The 22,063-nt window shown below is 54.1% G+C and carries 20 protein-coding genes; 16 read left to right on the top strand and 4 right to left on the bottom strand.

Annotated features, from left to right (window positions below; all coding sequences use genetic code 11):
- Together F3J40_RS08840 and F3J40_RS08845 are read left to right on the top strand one after the other, a co-directional pair.
- Positions 1–1,676, top strand: a 1,676-nt coding sequence (locus F3J40_RS08840; RefSeq protein ID WP_205297294.1) for an Ig-like domain-containing protein, incomplete at its 5' end; no start/stop codon positions are given.
- Positions 1,677–2,156: 480 nt separating this feature from the next.
- Entirely contained in the window at positions 2,157–3,341 is a 1,185-nt protein-coding gene (locus F3J40_RS08845; RefSeq protein WP_017346559.1) for an aminotransferase-like domain-containing protein, read from the top strand.
- Positions 3,342–3,384: 43 nt separating this feature from the next.
- On the opposite strand, the gene F3J40_RS08850 is transcribed toward F3J40_RS08845, so the two are convergent.
- The 4 genes from F3J40_RS08850 to F3J40_RS08865 all read right to left on the bottom strand — a co-directional run bounded on the left by F3J40_RS08850 (position 3,385) and on the right by F3J40_RS08865 (position 7,673).
- Positions 3,385–4,131, bottom strand: a complete 747-nt coding sequence (locus tag F3J40_RS08850; RefSeq protein ID WP_167014461.1) for an SDR family oxidoreductase — start codon at positions 4,129–4,131, stop codon at positions 3,385–3,387.
- Positions 4,132–4,193: 62 nt separating this feature from the next.
- Positions 4,194–5,072, bottom strand: a complete 879-nt coding sequence (locus F3J40_RS08855) for a substrate-binding domain-containing protein (RefSeq protein WP_167013862.1) — start codon at positions 5,070–5,072, stop codon at positions 4,194–4,196.
- Between the two features lie 67 nt (positions 5,073–5,139).
- Positions 5,140–5,664, bottom strand: coding sequence for an HPP family protein (locus F3J40_RS08860; RefSeq protein WP_167013864.1), 525 nt, complete (start codon positions 5,662–5,664; stop codon positions 5,140–5,142).
- A 227-nt stretch (positions 5,665–5,891) separates the two neighbouring features.
- Positions 5,892–7,673: a chloride channel protein gene (locus tag F3J40_RS08865; RefSeq protein WP_167013866.1), complete on the bottom strand. Its 1,782-nt coding sequence runs from the start codon at positions 7,671–7,673 to the stop codon at positions 5,892–5,894.
- Between the two features lie 80 nt (positions 7,674–7,753).
- On the opposite strand from F3J40_RS08865, the gene F3J40_RS08870 reads away from it, so the two are divergent.
- From F3J40_RS08870 to cheZ, 14 genes are all read left to right on the top strand, one after another.
- Positions 7,754–8,161 (top strand): MarR family winged helix-turn-helix transcriptional regulator, encoded by a 408-nt coding sequence (locus F3J40_RS08870; RefSeq protein WP_205297295.1) that lies wholly within the window; start codon positions 7,754–7,756, stop codon positions 8,159–8,161.
- Positions 8,162–8,440: 279 nt separating this feature from the next.
- Positions 8,441–9,226: a trehalose-phosphatase gene (gene otsB / locus F3J40_RS08875; protein WP_167013868.1), complete on the top strand. Its 786-nt coding sequence runs from the start codon at positions 8,441–8,443 to the stop codon at positions 9,224–9,226.
- On the top strand, positions 9,223–10,659 hold the full coding sequence (gene otsA, locus F3J40_RS08880) for an alpha,alpha-trehalose-phosphate synthase (protein WP_167013870.1): 1,437 nt from the start codon (positions 9,223–9,225) through the stop codon (positions 10,657–10,659). The genes otsB and otsA overlap by 4 nt, the downstream gene beginning before the upstream one ends.
- A gap of 995 nt (positions 10,660–11,654) precedes the next feature.
- Positions 11,655–12,008 (top strand): flagellar transcriptional regulator FlhD, encoded by a 354-nt coding sequence (gene flhD / locus F3J40_RS08885; RefSeq protein ID WP_017346551.1) that lies wholly within the window; start codon positions 11,655–11,657, stop codon positions 12,006–12,008.
- Positions 12,005–12,583 (top strand): flagellar transcriptional regulator FlhC, encoded by a 579-nt coding sequence (gene flhC / locus F3J40_RS08890; protein WP_167013872.1) that lies wholly within the window; start codon positions 12,005–12,007, stop codon positions 12,581–12,583. The genes flhD and flhC overlap by 4 nt, the downstream gene beginning before the upstream one ends.
- A gap of 134 nt (positions 12,584–12,717) precedes the next feature.
- Positions 12,718–13,605, top strand: a complete 888-nt coding sequence (gene motA, locus F3J40_RS08895; protein ID WP_167013874.1) for a flagellar motor stator protein MotA — start codon at positions 12,718–12,720, stop codon at positions 13,603–13,605.
- Positions 13,602–14,546, top strand: a complete 945-nt coding sequence (motB, locus tag F3J40_RS08900) for a flagellar motor protein MotB (protein ID WP_167013876.1) — start codon at positions 13,602–13,604, stop codon at positions 14,544–14,546. The genes motA and motB overlap by 4 nt, the downstream gene beginning before the upstream one ends.
- A 10-nt stretch (positions 14,547–14,556) precedes the next feature.
- Entirely contained in the window at positions 14,557–16,515 is a 1,959-nt protein-coding gene (gene cheA / locus F3J40_RS08905; protein WP_205297303.1) for a chemotaxis protein CheA, read from the top strand.
- Positions 16,516–16,538: 23 nt separating this feature from the next.
- The gene (gene cheW / locus F3J40_RS08910; RefSeq protein ID WP_167013880.1) at positions 16,539–17,039 is read left to right on the top strand and encodes a chemotaxis protein CheW; all 501 of its coding nucleotides are present in this window, start codon (positions 16,539–16,541) and stop codon (positions 17,037–17,039) included.
- 140 nt (positions 17,040–17,179) lie between these two features.
- Entirely contained in the window at positions 17,180–18,850 is a 1,671-nt protein-coding gene (locus tag F3J40_RS08915) for a methyl-accepting chemotaxis protein (protein WP_167013882.1), read from the top strand.
- An 84-nt stretch (positions 18,851–18,934) separates the two neighbouring features.
- Positions 18,935–19,804 carry a protein-glutamate O-methyltransferase CheR gene (cheR, locus tag F3J40_RS08920; protein WP_167013883.1) on the top strand — a complete coding sequence of 290 codons (870 nt, stop codon included), beginning with the start codon at positions 18,935–18,937 and terminating at the stop codon, positions 19,802–19,804.
- Complete coding sequence (locus tag F3J40_RS08925) at positions 19,804–20,853, top strand: protein-glutamate methylesterase/protein-glutamine glutaminase (protein ID WP_167013885.1); 1,050 nt, start codon at positions 19,804–19,806, stop codon at positions 20,851–20,853. Before cheR ends, F3J40_RS08925 begins: the two co-directional genes overlap by 1 nt.
- Before the next feature lie 39 nt (positions 20,854–20,892).
- Positions 20,893–21,282, top strand: coding sequence for a chemotaxis response regulator CheY (gene cheY / locus F3J40_RS08930; protein WP_017346542.1), 390 nt, complete (start codon positions 20,893–20,895; stop codon positions 21,280–21,282).
- Between the two features lie 9 nt (positions 21,283–21,291).
- Positions 21,292–21,930, top strand: coding sequence for a protein phosphatase CheZ (cheZ, locus tag F3J40_RS08935; RefSeq protein WP_017346541.1), 639 nt, complete (start codon positions 21,292–21,294; stop codon positions 21,928–21,930).
- Positions 21,931–22,063 lie beyond the last annotated feature (133 nt).

Genomic DNA, 22,063 nt, shown 5'->3' on the forward strand with positions numbered 1-22,063 from the left:
CGACGAAGTCTGCCTCGTTGGGTGCTATCACGGAGAAAGGCAACGGCCTGTATGAAGTCACCCTGACGACGGGCACACGCTCAAGCCTCGCGGTGATTACAGCCTCTCTGGACGACGTGAGGTTGCCACTGGCCAGCGTTAAACAGATTGCGGATGAAGCGTCAGCGAGCCTGAACAAGGGAGATCTGACGCTGCTGAATACCGGCCCGGTAACGGCGAACGGCACGAGCCAGGCGCAGGCCAGTGCGCGCGTGCTGGATACCAATAACAACCCGGTGGCGGGCGTTGACGTGACGTTTTCACTGAGTGGTTCGGCGAAGCCCGTGGGCGGTGCGCTGGTGGTAAAAACCGACAGCAAGGGGATCGCTCTGCTGAAATTTACTAACACCGTGGCAGAAAAGGTGAAAGTGACCGGCAAAGTGGGCAGCGGCACGCCTCAGAGCGTGGAGGCAACCTTTATCGCGGACCGATCGTCAGCGAGCCTGAACAAGGGAGAGCTGAAGCTGGTTAATACCGCCCCGGTAGCGGCAAATGGCACGAGTCAGGCGCAGGCCAGTGCGCGCGTGCTGGATGGTAAAAACAACCCGGTGTCGGGCGTTGACGTGACTTTCACGCTGAACGGTTCGGCGAGGCCAGAGGGGGGTAGGCTGGTGATCAAAACTGACAGCAAGGGCATCGCTCTGCTGAAATTTACCAACACCGTGGCCGAAAAGGTGACAGTGACCGGCAAAGTGGGCAACGGCACGCCTCAGAGCGTGGAGGCGACCTTTATCGCGGATAGTGCGTCAGCGAGCCTGAAGCAGGGAGAGATGAAGCTGGTTAATACCGCCCCGGTAGCGGCAAATGGCAGGAGTCAGGCGCAGGCCAGTGCGCGCGTGCTGGATGGTAAAAACAACCCGGTGTCGGGCGTTGATGTAACGTTCACACTGGGCGGTTCGGCGAAGCCAGAGGGGGGTAGGCAGGTGATCAAAACTGACAGCAAGGGCATCGCTCTGCTGAAATTTACCAACACCGTGACCGAAAAGGTGAAAGTGACCGGTAAAGTGGGCAACGGCACATCTCAGAGCGTGGAGGCGACCTTTAAAGCTGATGAATCTACCGCGAATATCGTTGGATCCAATATCAAAACGAATGTCACGAAGATTACTGCCGATAGTGCTTCAAGCGTGCTTTACACGGTCACGGTTAAGGATGCTTTGGGTCATCCCGTACCCAATATGGCTCTCGTCTGGTCAGATGTTCCCGACGGCGCTACGCTGACAGGGCAGACCAAAACCAACAGTGAAGGCAAAGCAACGGTCAAAATGCACACGCGCAAGGGTGGAGATGCAGTACTTAAAGTCAGCGTCAACGGTAAAAGTAAAGTCTCAGCGCCGAAAATTATCATGGAGCAGAGTCGTGCCTCCTATAGCCACCAAATGACGGCTGCGAAGTTGAATGCGATACTCTTAAAATCACACGATGTCCTCATTCGATTTACTTATCCTACTAAGGGCAGTGGCACCGCCGTTTTTACTTTCCCTGCCGCAAGTGCGTCCAATAAGGGAGCTCGTATAGAAATATGGAGTCATGGCTACGGTGGTGTGCACGTTTACATAAATGGCTTAATGCTCAAACAACAATACGAAGCTGCTATGTATATATCTAACGGTGTAAAATGGACCAGAACTCGTTAAGACGAAAAACGATAACTATAAACTAACTAAAACCCCGGGCATTCCGGGGTTTTATTTTAAAAATCCAGTAAATGAGTGCAGGGATAATATCGTCCAATACTTGGTGGTGATAAATATAGAATACGCAAAAAATGATTTTTTCATCTGTGCCGCAATCAAAAGCAATATCAACATTATCCTTAAGGATATTATGGGCCGGGTATTGAGGTATCAATACTTTGACGAAGGTAGTGGAAGGAGGGGAGAAGCACGATATGCCACGAGCAGCAGTAAGGGATGCATGCATGGTAACGGCTGTCATTTGCAAGAAGGCGCTTTAACGTGCGCGATTTTGTGTGGTACCGGTGTGCACTAAACCACCACCACAGAGGGCAAAAAAAATTTCTTTTATCTACTCCGGTCAAACGCATCATTAGCAGTATTTACCTGAGGCAAAATTGTGATATGAATGCTGTATTAACATAAAAAAGGGTTCGCAGGATGTCGTCACAACAGTTAGCCAATCGAGTTAAAGCACTTCAGTCATCAGCCATTCGTGATTTGCTCAAGCACAGCAAAATGGAAGGGGTCATTTCACTGGGCGGGGGGATCCCTAACCCGGATCTGTTTGATACCGAAGGGCTCGAGTTGGCAATGGAACGAGTGATGACCACGGAGCGCCATAATGCGTTCCAGTATGGGCTGAGTGAAGGGGACCCGGCGTTAAGAGCGGCGATTTGCCAGATTCTGGCAGAGCGCGGCATCCAGTCGACGATTGATGATGTGATGGTCACGTCGGGATCGCAGCAGTCGCTGGATATCCTGGCGCGTGCGGTGATCAATCCCGGCGATACCATCGTGGTGGAAAGACCCACCTACCTGGCAGCATTGCAGGTCTTCCAGCTAGCGGAGGCGCAGTTAGCGTCAGTCGGCACCGATGGGGAAGGGATGATCGTCGATGAGCTGGCCGAACTGGTGCAAAAGCAGAAAATCAAAGCGGTCTACATCGTGCCGACTTTTGGTAATCCAAGTGGTGTGACGTTGTCTGCGGCACGCCGTCAGCAGTTAGTGGCCCTGGCACAGCAGCACGGTTTCCTGATTTTTGAAGATGACCCGTACAGCGAAATCAACTTCAGCAGCGAGAAGTTCCGCACCCTGAAATCGTATGCCCAGGAGATGGGAGCCAGCGATCAGGTGATCTACACCTCTACCTTCTCTAAAATCCTGGCACCGGGTGCGCGCGTGGGCTGGATTGTTTCACCTTCCTGGCTGAAACAGTCGGTGGTGAACCTTAAGCAGTCGACCGACCTGCATACCAGCTCATTGTCCCAGTCTTTAACGCGCCATTATTTAGAAACGGGCCGCTTGCAGTCGCAGATTGCCCTGATCAGCAAAGAGTATAAAAAGAAGTGTGATGCACTGTGCGTAGCAATGGAAAGCGAACTGGGCGATCGTATTCGCTTCCACCGTCCACTGGGCGGCATGTTCCTGTGGGCAACCTTTAAAGAGCCGTTCAACACCACCGAATGGCTGAAAACCACCTTGCAAAACGGCGTCGTGTACGTGCCGGGTGAGTTCTTCTATTGTGATAATCCAGACCAGTCTACGCTGCGTTTATCCTATGCCTCAGTCTCGGAAGAGAACCTGTTGAAAGCGGCACAGCGCCTGAAAGCGTCTCTGCCTTAAGTGATGCTCGACAGCCCTTATCTCCGCATAAGGGCTGTGGCGTTTAGCGGCCCCCGGAAACGTCAATAAACGTGCCGGTGCTGTAAGACGCGGCATCAGAAAGCAGCCACAACACCGCCTGCGCCACCTCTTCTGGTTGACCACCGCGCCCCATCGGCACGCCACCTTGTAACCGCGTGACGCGACCGGGTTCTCCGCCGCTGGCGTGCATCTCGGTGTGAATCAGCCCAGGACGGACGCCGTTAACGCGAATGCCTTCCTGTGCGACCTCTTTCGACAATCCGATAGTGATAGCATCCAGCGCCGCTTTTGATGCCGCGTAATCGACATACTCATTGGGCGACCCCAGCACGGCTGCACGTGAAGAGACGTTAACAATCGCGCCGCCACTCCCGCCATTGCGTGTTGACATGCGCCGAACGGCTTCGCGAGCGCACAGCAGGCTACCCGTGATGTTGGTACTCAGGATCTGTTGAATACGCGCGGCACTCATCTGCTCGACCCGCATCTGCTGCGATAAAATACCGGCGTTATTGACCAAGCCGTGTAGCGGTCCAGCGCGATCATCCAACTGGTGAAACAGGCGTTCGACCTGTGCTTCATCAGCAATGTCGGCCTGAAGGGCAAATGCGCTACCGCCGCGTTGCTGGATGCGATCCACCACCTGGGCAGCGGCATGCTCATCCGCACGATAGTTCACACACACCTGGTAGCCTTGTTCCGCGGCGAGCAGGGCGCAAGCGGCACCAATACCGCGCCCGGCACCGGTAATAAGCAGAGTTTTTGGCATCATTGCCTCTTTGAATTGTCAGCGCGAATAAAAAAGCCAGCAGGGCTGGCTCAGCGTAGGGATCAGTGGCGGATAGCACAGCCACACTTGTGCATCTCACCGTGCACGTGTTTGCCAAGGTGTGAGTGTCTAAGCTGTAGTTCACCGTGTCGCCACGCACCGTCTGGATTGGCTTTACCCTCCAGCAGGCGGCTCAGGGCTTCGGTCACCAGCAGGTCACTGCGCTGCGCCCAACTGGTTAAGTGCCAGGTGGGGGCATGAGCTTCACTGATATCGTCAAAGCCGACCACCGCAATATGCGCGCCCTGACCAAAGTCGCGGATGGCCTGCATGGCACCCAATGCCAGGACGTCATTTTCACAGAACAGCGCGTTGATACGATCAGAAGCGCGCGCCTGTTTCAGGTAGGCCATCATGGCGTTATACGCCACTTCACGGTCATAGCTGGCGGCTGTAATCACGTCTTCCAGCGGCTTCTCTGCGGTAGCCAACGCGCTGGCGTAGCCATCCATGCGCTGCAAATGTGTTGGGGAGGCGTGGAGGGATTTCATATAACCCGCACGTTGATGCCCCTGAGCCAGCAGCAGCCGGGCGATTTCGGCACCGGCGGCATAGCCTTCCACGGCGATAACGTCAGCCTGTGGATCGTCGGTGTGGCTGGCAATATGTATCGTCGGCACGCCAGGCAGCGCGGCGGCAACCAGTTGGCGTTCGTCAGCACAGACGGAGGTAAGGAACACCACGCCAGCCAGTGGTAATTGAGCAGATGCTTGCAACGTGGTCTGGAGTTGATCGCGCGAGGTGACATTAAGAAGCAGGGTGAGATCACCTCGCGCATTAAGCTGGCGGGTGACTTCATTTAACAGTTGTAAGGTATAAGGATTACTGAATTCATCGCTGACAACCCCGATGATTCGGCTCTGTGCTGCTGCGTTATTCATTATTATGATCCGGTTGGTAGAGTCACCCCAGAGTAACAAAAGAATAACAGCAGCAGTATCACCTGATTTACTCTTTTGTCTGCCCTAAGCCATGCCAGTAGTGCGGCCAGCGATTGGCTTTACCCAGGTTATTCAGCACCGAAGCAATCACCACTAGCGCGACGCTCCCTGCCAGCACCGGCGTTAACAAGAAGTGCCAGCCGACATCGTGCCCGGCCAGCATAATCACCACCGGATTAGCGCCCGCAGGCGGATGCACGGTGCGGGTGTATTGCATGACAAAAATGGATAACCCCACCGCGATAGCTAACACCGGCAGCGCATCACCAAACAGATGCAAAGCCGCAATACCGATGGCAGCGGTGAGCAAATGCCCGCCAATCACATTGCGCGGTTGCGCCAGCGGAGAGGCGGAAACAGCAAACAACAACACACAGGTTGCACCAAGCGGAGCCATCAGCCAGGATTCCCCGCTGAGTTGGCTCAGATAACCCAGCAGTAAAATGCCCAACGTGCCGCCGAGAAAGCCTTTAAACAGATGAAAGAAGCCCGCTTTCGGTGGCAGAGCACCTCCGCCAAGTAACTTACGCATAGTCCTGCTCCATAAGAAATTCCTGTTATTGTCCGCGCCGGAAAGCTGATAGGCTCGAAGTGCAGATCTTTACAATTTTTAATGAGTGTACCGATCTGTATTGATAAAGCAAAAGGCCAGCGGCAATGAGCCGGCCTATCGCGCGCGGGGTAAAGCCCTCGCCGGGCGGGTATAGCCCTGGCGTTAACCGCGCGAAACAGACCCCGGCTACCGCAGCGGATATTCAATTAACCGCGATGAGACGATAGCCGTGCACCAATAAATCGTTGGCGGCTGCCTTCATGGCGGCGCCAGGTGCCGCGCACTTTGAGCAAGTCAAAACGCGTGACGACGCCCGTGAGTTGGCCGTGGCTGTCTACAATCGGCAGCATGTTGTGCTGGCTGTCAAACAGATGGTCGGCCAGCGCGGCGCAGAGTGTGTCACTGGCGGCCACGGTTTGCGTCTGGTTAAGCAGCAGGTCCGCGAGGGTCAGCGTGTGATAATCCGCGCGATTTTGCCACTCCAGCGCCGCCTCACGTGAAACGACGCCCAGCAGCTGGTGCTGATTATCGACCACGGGATAACTGTGGTGCCGATGTTCACGCAGGAAAAAGGCCACGGCTGCGCTGGCGCTGAGATCGCCCGGCAGCGTTTGTACATCCTGCGTCATCACACTGCTGGCTGGGGTGGTCTCCAGCGGATCAACATGATACTCCTGCAACACATGGCGACCACGGCGAGCAAGACGTTCAGTGAAGATTGACCGCGGCATCAGCATCACACTAATGGCGTAGGCGGTGACCGAGGCCGCGAGGAGCAGCGGCAGCAGCGCCACATGGCCCGTGACTTCAGCAGCAAACAAGGCGCCGGTTAACGGTGCGCGCATCGCGCCACTGAGAATGCCCGCCATGCCTAACATCGCGCACAGTCCAACGCCGCCTGGCAGGAAGTGACCCGCCAGCGCGCCCAATGCACCCCCCAGAATAAGCAGCGGTGCCACCACGCCGCCGGAAGTACCGGAACCGAGCGAGACCAGCCAGACCACACCTTTCACCACCAACAACAGCATGATCGCCTGCATCGCCAGAGAGCCATCCAGCAGGTTCTGGATGTTGTCGTAACCGGTGCCAAGGACATGCGGATTGATCAATCCCCCCGCGCCGACCACTATCGACCCTAAAGCCGGCCACCACATCCAGTGTATCGGCAGGCGATGGAACAGATCCTCAATGCGATACAGACCATTTGACAGCACAATCGCTAAGACCCCCGTGATGATACCCAATGCCACCGCACCCGGTACCAGACTGCCGCTGAGGCTGGCAACGCTATGGAACGGGAACAAGGGGCCCGGTGTAAACAGCACATTGCGCCAGCACCATGAGACCATCACTGCGGTCACTACCGGGACAAAACTGCGCGGTTTCCACTCAAACAGCAGCACTTCAATCGCCAGTAACACCGCCGCTAGCGGCGTATTAAAAATGGCCGTCATCCCTGCCGCCGCACCTGCGACCAGCAGCGTTTTCCGCTCTGCGGCACTGAGATGAAAACTCTGGGCGAACAGCGAACCAATCGCACCACCGGTCATGATGATCGGGCCTTCTGCGCCAAACGGGCCGCCGCTGCCAATCGAAATGGCCGCAGAGAGCGGTTTTAGCAACGCCACTTTCGGTGACATACGGCTCTCGCCATATAAAATCGCTTCAATCGCCTCTGGGATCCCATGGCCCTTGATCTTCTCTGAACCGAAACGAGCCATCACGCCAATAATCAGGCTGCCTAACACGGGCGTCAGTAGCACGTTAATGCCCTGATGCGCTTCGGTGATGGCGCGGGTGTCGGTGGAAAAGTGGCCGAACCAGAACAGATTGGTCGCCAGCGCGATCATCTTCAGCAGCAGCCAGGCGCCCATTGCACCGCCGCTGCCTACCAGCAGACTCATTACGATCAGGCCCAGCATTCGGCGATCTACCGAGTGATCGGCCGTTTTATTCCGTCGTGGCAGGTTGACCAGCGGCGCATTCATTGTCATCTTCCTCACAGTTAAACAGTGCGCATTTATATCGCATTGCGATATAAATGCAACAACCAAACGGATATAAGCCGATGAAAAAATCTGCTATGCAGGATCAGGAGTACGCCGCCCTGGCGGATTTTCGCGCTACGTTGCGCCAGTTTCTTGCCTTCAGTGAGGGGGAAGCCAAAGAGGTGGGACTGACGCCACAGCAGCATCAGGCGCTGTTAGCGATCCGCGCGGCTAAACCCGGTGAGGCAACGATAGGTTTTGTGGCTAATCGGCTGATTCTGCAACCGCACAGCGCATCCGGACTGGTGCGCAGACTGGAAGAGCTGGAGATGCTGGAACGGGTGCCCTGTGAAGACGATCAACGTAAAACCCTGTTGCAGTTAACCGCAAAAGCAGAGGCGTTACTGGAGAGCTTATCCACGGTGCATCTGGAGGAATTACGCCGGTTAAAACCGCTACTGATTGATTTAATTACCCGTTTCGGATAATTCCGCAAATGGCAATTAGCCTGCTATTTATGGCAAACCCCGCAATGCCGTCTACACTTATCATTGACTATGTTCGCAGTCAGGATGTTGTGACGGCGTTATGTTGAGCGGTTTAAGGCGTGATATGCACGCAATTCTCTCTGTTAGCCCCTTCTCCGCGGTGTTAGCGCGAAAGCCGGCACCCGCATAAATTTCCTGCTGTGACATCGTCTACTGGATCCGTAACCGCGCTACGGATATCGCATCCCGTGATGGGACAGTCACCACCAGGAGGTACCAGTGACCGATTCATGCAGTACACATGGCACGCCCCCTGTCTTAAGTGAAGGGCCGTATGCCTTATTTTTTGATGTGGATGGCACACTCGCCACCCTGCAATCTCGCCCGGAAGCCGTGACGATCCCGGCTGGCGTGCGGGAACATTTACAGCAACTTGCCGCGCAGCAACAGGGCGCACTGGCGCTGGTTTCAGGCCGTCCGATAGCGGAGCTGGATCGTCTGGCGGCACCGTTAAACGCGCCATTGGCTGGCGTACACGGGGCTGAGCGACGCGATGCCCAGGGCAATCTCCACGTGATTTCGTTACCGGCTGCGCTGGTCCAGACGCTGGAAGCCCGACTCACGTCCGCACTTGCGCAGTGGCCCGGTACACAGCTGGAGTGCAAAGGCATGGCCTTTGCCCTGCATTACCGGCGTGGCATGACGTATGAAAGCCAGATTATGCAACTGGCCGAAGAGGTGGTTAGCCAGTTCCCTGAGCTGGTGCTACAGCCGGGAAAATGTGTGGTGGAGATCAAACCGCAGGGCGTTGATAAGGGGGCGGCGATTCGCGCATTTATGCAGGAATCCCCGTTTACAGGGCGAATTCCTGTGTTTATCGGCGACGATCTCACCGATGAAAAAGGCTTTCTGGCCGTTAATGCATTACAAGGCGTCTCGATTAAAGTCGGCGCAGGCTCAACCCATGCCCGATATCACCTCGACAGCGTTGAGGCGGTGTGGGCATGGCTTGAGGGATCATTACTACAACAACAAAATAATGTGGGTAAGGAGTTCAGCTTATGAGTCGCTTAGTGGTTGTTTCGAACCGTATCGCGATGCCTGAAGGGGGTAAAGCCAGTGCTGGTGGCCTCGCCGTCGGGATTCTTGATGCGTTGAGCAAAACAGGCGGCCTGTGGTTTGGCTGGAATGGGGAAATCAGTGAAATTTCTGGCGAGGAAGATGATGACCTGCAGCTAGTGGAACACGGCGGCATTACCTATGCATCCGTACCACTGAATCAGAACGACTATGACCTCTATTATTGCCAGTTCTCGAATACGGTTATTTGGCCTGCTTTTCATTATCGTCTTGATTTAGTGCAATATCAGCGTGAAGCCTGGGAAGTGTATTGCCGGGTCAATGAGCAACTGGCGCAGCGCTTAAAGTCACTGTTAAAACCAGACGATATCCTGTGGATCCATGATTACCATCTGCTGCCGTTTGCGGCTGCGTTGCGTGAGTCAGGTGTTCAAAACCGCATTGGATTCTTCCTGCACATCCCATTCCCGTCACCGGAAATCTTCAATGCGCTGCCGCCCCATGAAGATCTGCTGGAGATGATGTGTGACTACGATCTGCTCGGCTTCCAGACCGAGACCGACCGTATCGCCTTTCTCGATAGTCTGAGCCAACTCACCACGGTGCAGAATCAGGGTGAAAAATGCCATCGCGCTTTTGGCCACGACTTTGTTACCGAAACCTATCCGATTGGCATAGAGCCGGACAGTATTAAAGAGATGGCAGCAGGGGCGCTTCCACCGAAGATGGCCGCCATGAAGCGAGAGCTGGGGGATGCTCAGAACATCATCGCTTGCGAACGTCTGGATTATTCGAAAGGGTTGCCAGAACGCTTCCTCGCGTATGAAGCGCTACTGGAGAACTATCCCCAGCACCGAGGCAAAATTCGCTATTCACAGATTGCGCCCACGTCACGCGGTGAGGTGCAGGCATATCAGGACATCCGCCACCAGTTGGAGACCGAAGCAGGCCGCATTAACGGTAAATACGGCACGCTAGGCTGGACGCCGCTCTACTACCTGAATCAGCATTTTGATCGCCGACTGCTGATGAAGATTTTCCGGCTGACGGATGTTGGATTAGTCACACCGCTGCGCGACGGCATGAATCTGGTGGCGAAAGAGTATGTGGCAGCCCAGGACCCAGACGATCCTGGCGTGCTGGTGTTATCGCGCTTTGCCGGGGCGGCAAATGAACTGACATCAGCGCTGATCGTCAACCCTTACGATCGTGATGAGGTGGCTGCCGCGCTAGACCAAGCCCTGACCATGCCGCGCACTGAACGTATTTCGCGCTACAACGATATGATGGCGGTGCTGCGGAAAAACGACATTACCTTCTGGCGGGAGTCTTTCCTGCGCGATCTCAATGCCATCACGCTCCGTGACAGCGCAAGGTCTACAACTGGCAATGTGACGACATTCCCTAAGCTTGCCTGATAGCAGGACCAGTAACGTTATAGAACGTTACTGGTCATTTTCCAGTAAACCGCGCGACTTTATCGGTTAACGTGTCGATAAACGTCGGGCAATACTCGCGCGCAAACGCCTGTTTTCAGGCATCACGCCAGTAATTTTTTATCTTTTATATACAGTAACTTAATTTTATTTTTTGCGTTTTATCATAAAACAGGCTCAAGAAGTTGATTCACCTGCCGATACCTCAAATCCTGCCTTCTGTATCCTGATCAATACATTCAATTCGCTAATGTAACCCTTTGTTACACCTGCTAGCATAGGCTAAACATGCTTGACTCTCTGTTAACGCACCCTAACGTCCCGCTATCCAATTTTTGACGCCTTAGTGATAGCGCTATTTATCATTATGCGTAACATTTGATCTAAGTAACTAATTATATGTGGGTTATAAAACCCACAATGCGGAGCTATATGCTTCTTTAAGTGGATTTAAAGGTGTATTTTTGCGACTAAAGCGCAATAAATCAGACATAAAATCGGTTTGAATTGGTCCAGAGAGTGTGTAGCAGAATGTCATACTTTCTGCCGCTTTTGAGTGGGGAAAGTTAAGTAAAAAAAACCTTTGCAGTACAAAAAAGGGGCAAAAGAACAGCGATACTGAAGCTTCGTGAGAATAATTTGCCTTAAAAGTGTGACTCAGATCACACTTTATCTAAAATTTCATCCAAGTGTCGTTGTATGTCGAAATCAGAAGGGATAGATTTGCCTTGTTTTCAGATTAGTCTTAGAAAACTGTAAACAGACGTCCGGGAAGAGACCATAAAAACTCAGTAAATGAGTGGGCCAGGTAAGGGCCAGGGTGAAGGCGAAGCGAAAACAATCATGCTTGCTTCGAGATAGCCAAACGTTTGCGAAAGACAACTTTTACCATCGTTAAGCTCTTAACAACCAGCAACACGAAACGTGGCAGCTTACCGGCTGCGAAAGTATCAGTACGCGTCTGTCGGGATGGAAAAATGGGTACTACAGAATTACTGAAACATATTTATGACATAAATTTGTCATATTTGTTGCTTGCGCAACGATTAATAAACCAGGAAAAAGCTTCTGCAATGTTTCGCCTCGGTATTGATGAGTCGATGGCGGATACTTTGTCTCAATTGACCTTACCTGAAATGGTGAAACTGGCTGAAACTAATCAGCTGGTGTGTCAGTTCCGTTTTAACGATCATAATTTGATTAATCGCCTGACCCAGGAATCCCGCGTGGATGATTTACAGCAAATCCATACCGGTATTCTCTTATCCAGCCGTTTATTGCGGAATGGATCGTCTGAGGAAACTCCGGCGAAGAAGAGGGCGGTCTCATGAGTGAAAAAAGCATTATCCAGGAAGCACGCGATATTCACCTGGCCATGGAACTGATCACCCTCGGGGCTCGCCTGCAAATGCTGGAGAGCGAAACCCAGTTGAGCCGTGGCCGGTTGATTAAACTGTACAAAGAGCTGCGTGGTTGCCCTCCGCCAAAAGGAATGCTGCCATTCTCCACGGACTGGTTTATGACCTGGGAGCAGAACATTCACGCTTCCATGTTCTGTAACGCGTGGAAATTTCTGCTCAAAACCGGCCTGACGAGTGGCATCGAGGCCGTGGTTCAGGCCTATCGGCTCTATCTTGAACAGTGTCCTCAAACTGATGAAGGGCCACTGTTAGCGCTGACTCGCGCCTGGACGCTGGTACGCTTTGTCGAAAGCGGAATGCTGGAACTCTCAGATTGCCGCTGCTGCAACGGCAGTTTTATTAATCATGCACATCAGCCGCCGGGCAGCTTTGTTTGCAGCCTGTGCCAGCCGCCATCACGTGCGGTAAAAAGACGTAAACTTTCTCCAGAATTTGCCGATAGTTCTCCTCAACTGCTGGATGAACAGGTTAAACGCGCCGTTTAAGTCTGTTCGCAATGGGGAAGCACATACCAGCAGCGGTTAATCCGCTGCTTTTTTTTTGCTTGCGTTTGCGAATAACACCAGGCGCGCCCTCTGGCTTAACTTCCACCAACACGTTACGGACGTAAGGATTTTTTGTGCTGATCATATTAGGGTATATCGTTGTCCTTGGCTCCGTACTCGGCGGCTATTTAATGGTGGGTGGCCATCTGGGGGCATTATATCAACCCTCGGAGTTGCTGATTATCGGTGGTGCGGGCGTTGGTGCCTTTTTAGTCGGTAACAACGGCACGGCAATCAAAAAAACATTAAAAGCATTGCCGCTGTTAATGCGCGGATCGAAATATAACAAAGCCGTATACATGGATTTAATGTCGCTGTTATATCGCCTGATGGCAAAATCTCGCCAACAGGGGATGTTATCGCTGGAACGGGATATTGAAGACCCCAGCCAGAGCGAAATTTTTGCCAGCTATCCGCGAATTCTGGCCGATAAAATGCTGGTAGATTTTATCACTGACTACTTGCGCTTAATGGTCAGCGGCAATATGAATGCCCATGAAATTGAAGCACTGATGGACGAAGAGATTGAGACCTATGAGCATGAGTGTGATGTGCCTGCACAGAGTCTCTCCGCCATCGGTGATGGCTTACCGGCGTTCGGTATTGTCGCAGCAGTGATGGGGGTAGTTCACGCGCTGGCTTCGGCGGATCGCCCGGCGGCAGAACTGGGCGGGCTGATTGCCCACGCAATGGTCGGCACGTTCCTCGGCATCTTACTGGCCTACGGTTTTATCTCGCCACTGGCATCGGTGCTGCGACAGAAGTGCGCAGAAACTACCAAAATCATGCAGTGCATTAAGGTGACGCTGCTTTCCAGCCTCAACGGCTACGCCCCGCAAATTGCGGTGGAGTTTGGCCGTAAAATTCTCTACTCCACCGATCGTCCCTCATTTACTGAGCTGGAAGAGCACGTGCGCAATGCCAAAAATCCAGCGAAGCAGACGGCGGATGAGAATTCATGAAGCATGAAAACCGCCCGATTGTGCTGGTAAAAAAGCGCAAGCATAAAAAGCATGAGGGCAGCCATGGATCATGGAAGATTGCCTATGCCGATTTTATGACGGCGATGATGGCGTTTTTTATGGTGATGTGGCTGATCTCTATCGCCAATCCGCAGGAGTTGGTGCAAATCGCCGATTACTTTAAAACGCCGCTCAAAGTGGCGTTGACCGGGGGGCAGCGCAGCAGTGACAGCGACAGTCCTTTCCCCGGTGGCGGTGATGATCCGACGCAGAAAAAGGGTGAAGTACACAAAGAACCGAATATCGATGAACAAAAGCGTCAATTGGATGATATCCGCCTGAATCGCTTGCGCGAGCGGCTTGATCAGCTGATCGAAGCCGATCCACGCCTGAAAGCGCTGCGGCCGCATCTGATTATCAATCTGGTCGATCAGGGCTTACGCATTCAGATCATCGACAGTCAGAACCGACCGATGTTTAAGACCGGCAGTGCGGAAGTGGAGCCCTACATGCGCGATATTCTGCGCGCCATTGGCCCAGTCCTGAATGACATCCCAAATAAAATCAGCCTGGCAGGGCATACCGATGATATTCCCTATGCCAACGGCGATCGCGGTTACAGCAACTGGGAGCTCTCGGCGGATCGCGCCAACGCTTCGCGGCGCGAGTTGATCATTGGCGGCCTGGACGGTGCCAAAGTCCTGCGTGTGGTGGGCATGGCCGATACCATGAAGCTGAAAAATCGCGGTGGCGACGATGCGGTTAATCGACGTATTAGCCTGCTGGTATTGAACCACGATACCGAAGCTGAAATTGAAAAAGAGAATGCCGAGAGCGATGCCGCACAGGTCAGCGATCCGGCGCAGCTTGAACACATTACCGCGCCGCCTGTACCAGGCGCTTCTGCGGTAACCCCTGTTACTTCCTCACAACCGAGGTGATCCCGTGAGCATGGACATCAGCGATTTTTACCAGACATTTTTTGATGAAGCCGATGAGCTATTAGCGGATATGGAGCAGCACCTGTTGGCACTCGACCCGCAGGAGCCGGATGCCGAGCAGCTGAATGCGATTTTTCGCGCGGCCCACTCAATCAAAGGGGGGGCCGGTACTTTTGGTTTTAAGGTATTGCAGGAAACGACCCATATCCTGGAAAACATTCTCGATGGTGCACGCCGCGATGAAATGCAGCTCAGCACCGACATCATCAACCTGTTTTTGGAAACCAAAGATATTATGCAGGAACAGCTCGATGCCTATAAAACGGCCCAGGAGCCAGATGCCGATAGCTTCAACTACATTTGTGAAGCCTTGCGCCAACTGGCGTTAGAAGCCAAAGGGATTGCGCCTGAGCCAGCGGCAGCTGTCGCGGTGGCTGCACCCAGCGCCGCGACAACTGGCCTGCGCATACAGTTGGTCGACCTGAAAGAGAAAGAGGTCGATCTGATGCTGGAGGAGCTGAGCAATCTCGGCAAAGTGAGCCAGGTCAGCAAAAGCCAACATCAGTTGGACGCCACCGTTGAGGGCGTCGAAAAAGATGACATTGTGGCGGTGCTCTGTTTTGTGCTGGAAGAGCAGCAGATCCTGTTCCCGGAACCGACCTCCTCTGAGGTGGAAGCACCGGCAGCAGCCACGGCAAACGTCGTTACTGAAATCGCCCCTGTTGCGGTGGCTGAAGTCAAACGCGACAGCCGACGTGCAGCCCCCGCCGCCAAAGCCGGGGAGTCTAGCAGCATTCGTGTTGCGGTTGAGAAGGTCGATCAGTTGATCAACCTGGTCGGTGAGCTGGTGATCACGCAGTCGATGCTGGCGCAGCGGTCGGGCAGTCTCGATCCGGTGAATCATGGCGATCTGCTGAACAGCATGGGGCAGTTGGAGCGCAACGCCCGCGATCTGCAAGAGTCGGTGATGTCGATCCGTATGATGCCAATGGAGTATGTGTTCAGCCGTTTCCCACGTCTGGTGCGAGATCTGGCGAGCAAGTTGGGTAAGGAAGTCGAGCTGACGTTATCGGGCAGTTCAACCGAGCTGGATAAAAGCCTGATCGAACGCATTATCGATCCGCTGACCCACCTGGTCCGTAATAGCCTGGACCATGGTATTGAAGCCCCGGAAAAACGTCTGGCCGCTGGGAAAACCGCGGTGGGCAATTTGACGCTGTCTGCGGAACACCAGGGCGGCAACATCTGTATTGAAGTGGCCGATGACGGTGCAGGCCTTAATCGCGAACGTATTCTGGCGAAGGCGCTCTCTTCCGGCTTGCCAGTCAGCGACAGCATGACCGATGAAGAAGTGGGGATGCTGATCTTTGCGCCAGGTTTCTCCACGGCGGAAACGGTAACGGATGTCTCTGGCCGTGGGGTCGGCATGGACGTGGTGAAGCGTAACATCCAGGAGATGGGTGGACACGTTGAAATTGCCTCGAAGCAGGGTAAAGGCACTACGATCCGTATTCTGCTGCCGCTGACGCTGGCGATCCTCGACGGGATGTCCGTCAAGGTGGCGGACGAAGTGTTTATTTTGCCCCTGAACGCGGTAATGGAGTCACTGCAACCGCGAGCCGAAGAGCTGAAACCGTTGGCGGGTGGCGAATGCGTCCTCGAAGTCCGGGGTGAATATCTGCCGCTGGTAGAGTTGTGGAATGTCTTTGACGTGCAGGGGGCAAAAACCAATGCCACGCAGGGCATTGTGGTGATCCTGCAGAGCGCAGGTAAACGCTATGCCCTGTTGGTGGACCAACTGATTGGTCAGCACCAGGTGGTGGTGAAAAACCTCGAAAGCAACTATCGCAAAGTCCCTGGGATTTCCGCTGCCACCATTCTGGGCGACGGCAGCGTAGCACTGATTGTGGATGTTTCGGCGTTGCAATCACTCAATCGCGAAAAACGTGTGGCCGGTGCCGCAGCGTAATTGATTAATAAGGGTAAAAATACATGAGTGGAATGGCGACCGTCACTAAGATCACAGGTGAAACTGTCGGGCAGGAGTTCCTCGTCTTTACACTGGGTGAAGAGGAGTACGGCATTGATATCCTCAAGGTGCAGGAGATTCGGGGCTATGATCAGGTCACACGCATCGCGAATACGCCTGAGTTCATCAAAGGCGTCACCAACTTACGCGGTGTGATTGTGCCGATTATCGATCTGCGTGTGAAGTTCTCCCAACCCGATGTGGACTACAACGACAACACCGTGGTGATCGTGCTGAATCTGTTGCAGCGCGTGGTCGGCATTGTGGTCGATGGCGTGTCTGATGTGCTGTCGTTGACGCAAGAGCAGATCCGTCCGGCACCCGAATTTGCCGTCACCATGTCCACCGAGTACCTTACCGGACTGGGCGCACTTAACGATCGCATGCTGATTCTGGTGGATATCGAGAAGCTGCTCAGCAGTGACGAGATGGCGCTGGTGGATGGCCTGCATCACGCACTGTAAACCGCCTCATCTTCTTGCCCGTCAGCCCTGCTGACGGGTTTTTTTCCTCGCAAATATTCCTGCTTTTTCGCCTGTCCCCACTAACAAAACCGCGCACTTTGCCGATAACACCTGTGATTCGCCAACCAATTGAGGTGTGTATGTTTAATCGTGTTCGTGTGGTCACAGGCTTGCTGAGTGTGCTGGTCCTGTTTGCCATTATTCAGTTGTTTTCCGGGGGAGTGTTTTTTACCACCGTTCAGACCGACAAAGAGAATTTCTCTTACAACCAACGCCTGAGCGATCTACAGCGGGCAATGGGTTCCTCCTGGGTGGCGCTGATTCAGGCGCGTAACACCCTGAACCGTGCCGGGATCCGCTTCATGCAGGATTCTACGCAAAGCGGTTCGGGTGCCACGGTAAAAGAGCTGGTGGCACTGGCTCAGAGTGAGATGAAAAAAGCCGATGTGGGCATGGAACAGTTCAATGCCAATCTGTCGGAGAAAGGCAAAACGGCAGAGAACGTGTTGGCGTTGAAAGCCAGCTATACCGCGTATTCCGACTCACTGAACCGTCTGGTTGCCGATCTGAATGAAGGGCGCTTCCAGGCGTTTGTTGATGAGCCAACTCAGGGTTATCAGGATGGCTTCGCCAAACTGTATAACGCCTGGCTGGATTACAACGTGGTGCTTGGTCAGCGCGGTATTGATGCCAACCAGCAGGCTTATAACCGTTCCATTGTGCTGGTGAGCGGCATTCTGATTCTGACGCTGTTGGTGATTGCGCTGGTGTGGACCGGGATGCGCCGCATTCTGATCACCCCGCTGAAAGAGGGTATTGAACACATTCAGCACATCGCACGTGGCGATTTGACGCAGCCGATCAATGTCACGCTGCGCAATGAAATGGGTGAGTTGTTGAGTTCATTGCGTCACATGCAGCAGGAGCTGGTGCGGACTGTGGGTACGGTGCGTGATGGCGCAGATGCCATCTACAACGGTGCCAGCGAAATTTCCGCCGGTAACAATGACCTCTCTTCACGTACTGAACAGCAGGCCGCTTCGCTGGAAGAGACGGCAGCCAGTATGGAACAGCTCACTGCCACGGTGAAACAGAATGCTGAGAACGCGCGTCAGGCATCACAACTGGCGTTGAACGCGTCAGAGACCGCGCAGCAGGGCGGAAAAGTGGTGGATGGCGTGGTGACCACCATGAAAGAGATCGCCGGAAGTTCCAAGAAAATTGCGGATATTACCAGTGTGATCGACGGCATTGCCTTCCAGACTAACATTCTGGCGCTGAACGCGGCGGTTGAAGCGGCACGTGCGGGTGAGCAAGGCCGTGGCTTTGCCGTGGTCGCGGGTGAAGTGCGTAGTCTGGCACAACGCAGTGCGCAGGCGGCAAAAGAGATCAAATCGCTGATCGAAGACTCGGTTAGCCGCGTTAACACCGGCTCTGTGCAGGTAGAAAGCGCAGGCGAAACTATGAGTGAAATCGTCAGTGCGGTGACCCGTGTCACCGACATCATGGGCGAGATCGCTTCAGCTTCCGATGAGCAGAGCCGTGGGATCGATCAGGTTGGGCTGGCAGTAACCGAGATGGACCGTGTTACGCAGCAGAATGCCTCGCTGGTAGAAGAGTCCGCTTCAGCGGCGGCTTCACTGGAAGAGCAGGCCAGCCGCCTCAAGCAGTCGGTCGCAGTGTTCAATATTGGTAAAGAATATGCCACCCAGGCCGTTAATGTCAGCAGCGCCGTGAAAAGCATCAGGAAAGAGACACCGCTGACGCTGGCGCGCCAGAGCAGCAGTAACGACAACTGGGAAACCTTCTAAGCGTTGCCCGGCTACCCCGCGAACGCGGGGTAGCTCGTCGTCGAATCGAGCAAATAACCGTTTTGTCCGGGCAGGTGGAATCACATGAAAAAAACGTCATTACTGGAACAGGATACCACCACGCTGTTGTCGCAAATGGTCCAGCGCTTACCGCTTTCCGATACCCATTTTCGTCGTATCAGTCAGTTGATCTATCAGCGCGCCGGGATCGTGCTGGCGGACCATAAGCGCGAAATGGTCTACAACCGCCTGGTTCGCCGTCTGCGCACGTTGAATATTGATGACTTTGGCCGCTATCTGGCCTTGCTCGAGCAGGATCAGAATAGCGCTGAGTGGCAGGCGTTTATCAACGCGCTGACCACCAATCTCACGGCGTTTTTCCGCGAGGCACACCATTTTCCCATTCTGGCCGAGCTGGCGCGCAAACGTAGCGGCAGTTTTAACGTCTGGAGTACCGCCGCATCCACCGGGGAAGAACCCTATTCGATAGCCATGACCCTGGCCGAAACCCTGGGTAACGGGCCGGGTAAATTCCAGGTTTACGCCAGCGATATTGACACGCAGGTGCTGGAAAAAGCGGTTAACGGTGTCTATCGCCAGGAAGAGTTACGTACTTTGTCACCGGGGCAGATGCAACGCTTTTTCCTGCGAGGCACCGGTCCACAGGCGGGCATGGTGCGTGTGCGCTCTGAACTGGCGAATAACGTGACGTTTGCGCAGCTTAATCTGCTGGCTAACGAATGGTCACTGCCTGGCCCGTTTGATGCCATCTTCTGCCGTAATGTCATGATCTATTTCGATAAAGAGACCCAGGAAAAAATCCTGCGACGCTTTGTCCCGCTGTTGAAACCCGGCGGATTGCTGTTTGCCGGACATTCAGAAAACTTCAGTCAGATCAGTAAAGAGTTCTGGTTACGTGGGCAAACCGTCTATGGACTGACGAAGGAAAGATAATGAGCAAAATCACTGTGATGTGCGTGGATGACTCCGCATTAATGCGTCAGTTGATGACTGAGATCATTAACAGCCATCCCGATATGGAAATGGTGGCGACCGCGCCAGATCCGCTGGCGGCTCGCGATCTGATCAAACAGTTTAATCCGCAGGTGCTGACGCTGGATGTCGAAATGCCGCGCATGGACGGTCTCGACTTCCTTGAAAAGCTGATGCGTCTGCGCCCGATGCCGGTAGTAATGGTCTCCTCACTGACCGGTAAAGGTTCTGAGGTGACGCTGCGTGCCCTGGAGTTGGGTGCGGTGGATTTTGTCACCAAACCACAACTTGGCATCCGTGAGGGGATGTTGGCCTATAGCCAGATGATTGCGGACAAAATCCGCGCGGCCTCCCGTGCCAGGTTGCATCCTCGCTCCCCCGCATCTGTGCCGCCGGTGATCAAAGCCGGGCCGCTGCTGAGTAGCGAAAAATTGATTGCCGTCGGCTCTTCGACCGGGGGCACCGAAGCGATCCGGCATCTGCTGCAGCCGCTTCCGGCGACCAGCCCTGCGCTGATGATCACCCAACATATGCCACCGGGCTTCACCCGCTCGTTTGCCGAACGCCTCAATAAACTCTGCCAGATCACCGTTAAAGAAGCGGAAGAGGGCGAGCGAATTTTACCGGGGCATGCCTATATCGCACCGGGCGCACTGCACATGGAGTTGGGCCGCAGTGGCGCGAACTATGTGGTGCGGCTCAATGACGGGCCTGCGGTGAATCGCCATAAACCCTCGGTGGATGTGCTGTTCCGTTCGGTGGCGCTACACGCCGGCCGCAACGCAGTCGGGGTGATCCTGACGGGCATGGGCAATGACGGTGCGGCGGGCATGTTAGACCTGCATCGCGCCGGTGCCTGGACTATCGCGCAGAGCGAAAAAACCTGCGTGGTGTTTGGCATGCCGCGAGAAGCGATTGCTTTCGGTGGAGTGAGCGAGGTTTTGGACCTGGGAGAGATCAGTCAGCGCATGCTGGCGAAGATCAGTGCCGGTCAGGCATTACGAATTTAACCCGCCCGTCCAGCCGGGCAGATAAACACAGGAGTAAATATGGCTGATAAAAATATGCGTTTTCTGGTGGTCGATGATTTCAACACGATGCGTCGAATCGTCCGCAACCTGCTGAAAGAGCTGGGATTCAACAATGTGGAAGAGGCAGAAGACGGTGCTGATGCGCTGAACAAGCTGCGAGCTGGTGGATTTGATTTCATCATCTCAGACTGGAACATGCCCAATATGGATGGTCTGGAGCTGCTGCAAACGGTCCGCGCCGATGCCACCTTAGGTAAGCTGCCGGTGTTGATGGTGACCGCAGAAGCGAAAAAAGAGAACATCATCGCTGCGGCACAGGCGGGAGCCAGTGGCTACGTGGTGAAGCCCTTTACTGCAGCGACGCTGGAAGAGAAATTAAACAAGATCTTTGAAAAACTGGGTATGTAAGGAGATGTGATGAGCGTACTTCCGAAACCTGCTCAGGATGCTTCGGCGCACGATATCATTTCTCGTATCGGCGCGCTGACCCGTATGCTGCGCGATAGCTTGCGAGAGCTCGGGCTGGATCAGGCGATTGCGGAGGCAGCGGAAGCGATTCCGGATGCCCGCGATCGCCTGGATTATGTCGTACAGATGACGGCCCAGGCCGCCGATCGTGCGTTGAACAGCGTTGAGGCCTCGCAGCCGCATCAGGATGCGATGGAGGCAGGCGCGAAGGGATTAAGCGTGCGGTGGGATGCGTGGTTTGACAACCCGATTGAACTGACTGACGCCCGTGCACTGGTTTCGGATACGCGTGATTATCTCGCCGCCGTGCCAGAGCATACATCGTTCACCAACAAGCAACTGCTCGATATCATGATGGCGCAGGATTTCCAGGACCTCACGGGCCAGGTGATCAAGCGCATGATGGATGTTATCCAGGAGATTGAGCGTCAGTTGCTGATGGTACTGCTGGAGAATATTCCAGAAGCAGGTGCGGCACGTAAAGAAGATAACGGTCTGCTAAACGGTCCGCAGATCAATGCCGAGGCACCCAATGTGGTAGCCAGTCAGGATCAGGTAGATGACCTGCTGGACAGTTTAGGCTTCTGATTCAGGGGCACCCGCTTTTGACAGGTACAGTGCGATCGTTCCGATCGCACTGCTTGCATTTTCAGCAACTTCACCGATACTTATTCTGAAAGTTTCCATTTTTTATTTATAAAAATATTTTCCTTTCTTCAAG

The organism is Candidatus Pantoea multigeneris, from assembly GCF_011752615.1.
In the GTDB taxonomy this organism is placed as follows: domain Bacteria; phylum Pseudomonadota; class Gammaproteobacteria; order Enterobacterales; family Enterobacteriaceae; genus Pantoea; species Pantoea multigeneris.